Source organism: Nitratidesulfovibrio oxamicus (genome assembly GCF_015731765.1).
GTDB classification, from domain to species: domain Bacteria; phylum Desulfobacterota; class Desulfovibrionia; order Desulfovibrionales; family Desulfovibrionaceae; genus Cupidesulfovibrio; species Cupidesulfovibrio oxamicus.
Map to the genome: position 1 here is coordinate 1 of NZ_VRYY01000235.1, position 3,903 is coordinate 3,903.

The window sequence follows — 3,903 nt, forward strand, 5'->3', positions numbered from 1 at the left end:
CCGCGCCACCGCCAGCCCCGCCCTGCGGGCGCGGTGACGTGCGCGGCGCCGCGCGCCTGCGACGCCATACGATCCGCACAGGAGACACCCAGTGATAACCGCCAACGAAATCCGGCGCCGGTTCCTTGAATTCTTCCAGTCGCAGGGCCACGAGATCGTGCGCTCCTCTTCCCTCGTGCCCAAGGACGACCCCTCGCTGCTGTTCACCAACGCGGGGATGGTGCAGTTCAAGAAGACATTCCTGGGGCAGGAAAAACGCGGCTACGTGCGGGCCACCACCTCGCAGAAGTGCCTGCGCGTGGGCGGCAAGCACAACGACCTTGAAAACGTGGGCCGCACAGCGCGCCACCACACCTTTTTCGAAATGCTGGGCAACTTCTCGTTCGGCGACTACTTCAAGGAAGACGCCATCAAGTTCGCCTGGAAGTTCCTGACCGAAGACCTGAAGCTGCCCAAGGAACGCCTGTACGCCACCGTATTCCGCGACGACGACGAGGCGCGCGACCTGTGGCTGGCGCACACCGACATTCCGGCGGAACGCATCTACCGCATGGGAGAGAAGGACAACTTCTGGTCCATGGGCGATACCGGCCCCTGCGGCCCGTGCTCGGAAATCCTCATCGACCAGGGCGAGCACATGACCTGCGGGCCGGACTGCGGCATCGGCAAGTGCGACTGTGACCGGTACCTGGAAATCTGGAACCTGGTGTTCATGCAGTACGACCAGGCCGCCGACGGCACCCGTTCCAACCTGCCCAAGCCCTCCATCGACACGGGCATGGGGCTGGAACGCATCGCCGCCGTGTGCCAGGGCGTGTACTCGAACTTCGACACCGACCTGTTCCAGGCCATCATCCAGTACACCTGCGACATCGCCGGGGTTTCCTATCGCGCCAACGATGAAACGGACACCGCCCTGCGGGTCATCGCCGACCACAGCCGTTCCATGGCCTTCATGATCACTGACGGCATCCTGCCCTCCAACGAGGGGCGCGGCTACGTGCTGCGCCGCCTGATCCGCCGCGCCTACCGCTTCGGGCGGCTCATCGGGCAGACCGGCACCTTCCTGCACAAGACCGCCCTGAAGGTGGTCGAGGTGATGGGCGACGACTACCCCGAACTGCGCGGCAACGCCGATTTCATGGCCCGCGTGGTGCGCGAGGAGGAAGAGCGTTTCAACCGCACCCTGGACAAGGGGCTGGCCCTGCTGGAAGAGGAACTGGAAAGCCTGCGCGGCGCGGGCAGCACCCGCGTGGCGGGCGACGTGGCCTTCAAGCTGTACGACACCTACGGCTTCCCCTTGGACATCGTGAACGACATCGCGGAAAAGCGCGGCTTCACGGTGGACGAGGAAGGTTTCCGCACCCTGATGGCCGAGCAGAAGGAACGCGCCAAGGCAGCCTGGAAGGGATCGGGCGAAACGGACATCGCCTCGCGCTTCCACGCCCTGCTCGAAGAAGGCCTGCGCTCGGAATTCATCGGCTACGACCACCTTTCGGGCGACAGCCGCGTTGTGGCCCTGCTGGATGCCACCGGCCTGCCCAGTGAAGGCCTGCCCAAGGGCGCCAAGGGCTACCTTGTGGCCACCCGCACCCCGTTCTACGGCGCCTCGGGCGGCCAGACGGGCGACCTTGGCTCCATCACCTCGCCTTCGGGCAAGGCTCGCGTGCTGGACACCCTGAAGCCCTCGCCCGAACTTACCGTGCACCAGATCGAAACGGTGGACGGCGAAATCCTGCCCGACCAGGAAGTGCACCTGCTGGTTGAAGAGGACGAGCGCGTGGCCTCTGCCCGCAACCACACCTGCACCCACCTGCTGCACGCCGCCCTGCGCCGCGTGCTGGGCGACCACGTCAAGCAGGCCGGGTCGCTGGTGGCCCCCGACCGCCTGCGCTTCGACTTCACCCACATCGCCGCCATGACGCCGGAAGAAATCGCCGCCGTCGAGCGCGAGGTGAACCGGGTTATCCTGGCCGACCTGCCGCTGGAAACCGACCACATGGCCTACGACGCCGCGCTGACCCGGGGGGCCATGGCCCTGTTCGGCGAAAAGTACGGCGACGAGGTGCGCGTGGTGGCCATTGCCGACGAATCGGTGGAACTGTGCGGCGGCACGCACCTGCGCGCCACCGGCCAGGCCGGGCTGTTCCTGATCCTGTCCGAAGGCGGCGTGGCCGCCGGGGTGCGCCGCATAGAGGCCATCACCGGCTGGAACGCCTTGCGTATGGTCATGGACCAGCGTGCCGAACTGGGCCAGTTGTCCGGGTTGCTGAAGGTCCGCTCCGGCGAGATCGTGCCCCGCGTTGAGGCCCTGCAGAAGGACGTGAAGAGCCTGCGCAAGGACCTGGAAAAGGCCAGCTCCCAGGCCACGTCCGGCCAGGGCCGCAACATCATGGACGAACTGGCCGAGATCAACGGCGTGAAGGTGCTGGCCGCCAAGGTGGAAGTGCCCAACGTGAAGGCCCTGCGCGACCTGATGGACGACGTGCGCTCGAAGCTGCCTTCGGGCATCGCCTGCCTTGCCGCCCCCGACGGCGACAAGGTGAGCCTGATCGTGGCCGTTTCCAAGGACCTGCATGATCGCTTCACCGCTCCGGCCCTGATCAAGGCCGTGGCGGCCGCCGTGGGCGGCTCCGGCGGCGGGCGACCCGACATGGCCCAGGCCGGGGGCACCAACCCGGCGGGCATCGACGAGGCCTTTGACATCCTGCGCAAGACCATCGCGGGGTAACGCCCTCCGCATCGCTGTTACGACACAACGCCCCCGCGTGCATGGCACGCGGGGGCGTTTTCGTTCCTCAGCCGAAGTTCGAAGGCCCGATACCCGGACGCAATCTAACCGCGCGGGCAGGCCAGTCCCAGCAGCAGGTCGGCCACCGCGTCGGCGTCGTGCCGCCCCGCCATCGTGACGGGGTGTGCCCCTTCGCCGGGCAGCGCCCGCACCACGGGTGCGTCCAGCAGTTCCACGCCCTGCGCGCGCAGTCCTTCGTGATCGATACCGCCGGGGTACACCCCGTTTCGGGTATCCACCACCACCGTATTCAGCAACCGGGCGGCAGGCATGTCCGCGCCCGCATCACGCCGCAGCATGGTCAGCAGTGCGGCGGCGCAATCGGCCACGGACAGGCCCAATTGTTCCGGGTCGGTGCCGCTGTTGGGCACGTACACCTTGGGGCACGGGGCCGCGGCCACGGCGCGTCCCACTCCTTCGGGCAAAAGATTGGCCATTACGCTGGTGTAGAAGCTGCCCATGGGGAAGCAGATCAGGTTCGCTTCCGCGATGTGCCGGGCGGCCACGCCGGATACGGGCACGCGCGCCTCGGCGGGCGGCGCGGAATTTCGGCCCTCGCCGCCGTGGTGGTCTTCACCCCTGGTCCCGTGCGGCCCGCCTGCTCCATCTTGTCCGTCCGGCCCGGCTGGCCCATCTGGCCCAGTTGGCCCGGCTTGTCCGGCTTGTCCGGCTTGGCCGCCATCATCCGGACGGATGCGGGTCAGGAACAGGCGGCGCACCGGCGCGGTGATGCCGGGCACGCCCTTGCCGGTGATGCGGTGCTGTCCCAGCAGCACGGTGCCGTCGGCCAGTTCCGCCGCCAGATGCAGGTCATCGTCCACGATGGGGACCACCGTGCCCCGCACCCGCAACAGCCGCGCGAACAGGTGCAACACCGGCCCAAGCCCGCCGCCGTGGCGCAGGTAGCCGCCCGCCAGCAGCAGATTTCCCAGGCACGCCCCGTGCGGGTCGAAGCCGGGCGGCGCGAACTCCAGAAACCAGCGCAGGTGCAGGCGCAGCACGTCGGCCACCAGCGGGTCGATGCCGCGCCAGGCGGGGTCGCGGTCCGAGGCCAGCGCGTACAGCCGCTGCATCAGGGTGTCGTGTTCCCCGGCGTCGGACAGGCGCAGGTC

The 3,903-nt window shown here is 68.1% G+C and carries 2 protein-coding genes; one reads left to right on the top strand and one right to left on the bottom strand.

Going from position 1 to position 3,903, the window contains the following annotated elements; all coding sequences use genetic code 11:
• Positions 1-91 precede the first annotated feature (91 nt).
• The gene (gene alaS, locus FVW20_RS09235) at positions 92-2,731 is read left to right on the top strand and encodes an alanine--tRNA ligase (RefSeq protein WP_196609187.1); all 2,640 of its coding nucleotides are present in this window, start codon (positions 92-94) and stop codon (positions 2,729-2,731) included.
• 104 nt (positions 2,732-2,835) lie between these two features.
• Here alaS and FVW20_RS09240 read toward each other — a convergent pair.
• Positions 2,836-3,903, bottom strand: a 1,068-nt coding sequence (locus tag FVW20_RS09240) for a 2-phospho-L-lactate transferase CofD family protein (RefSeq protein ID WP_196609188.1), incomplete at its 5' end; no start/stop codon positions are given.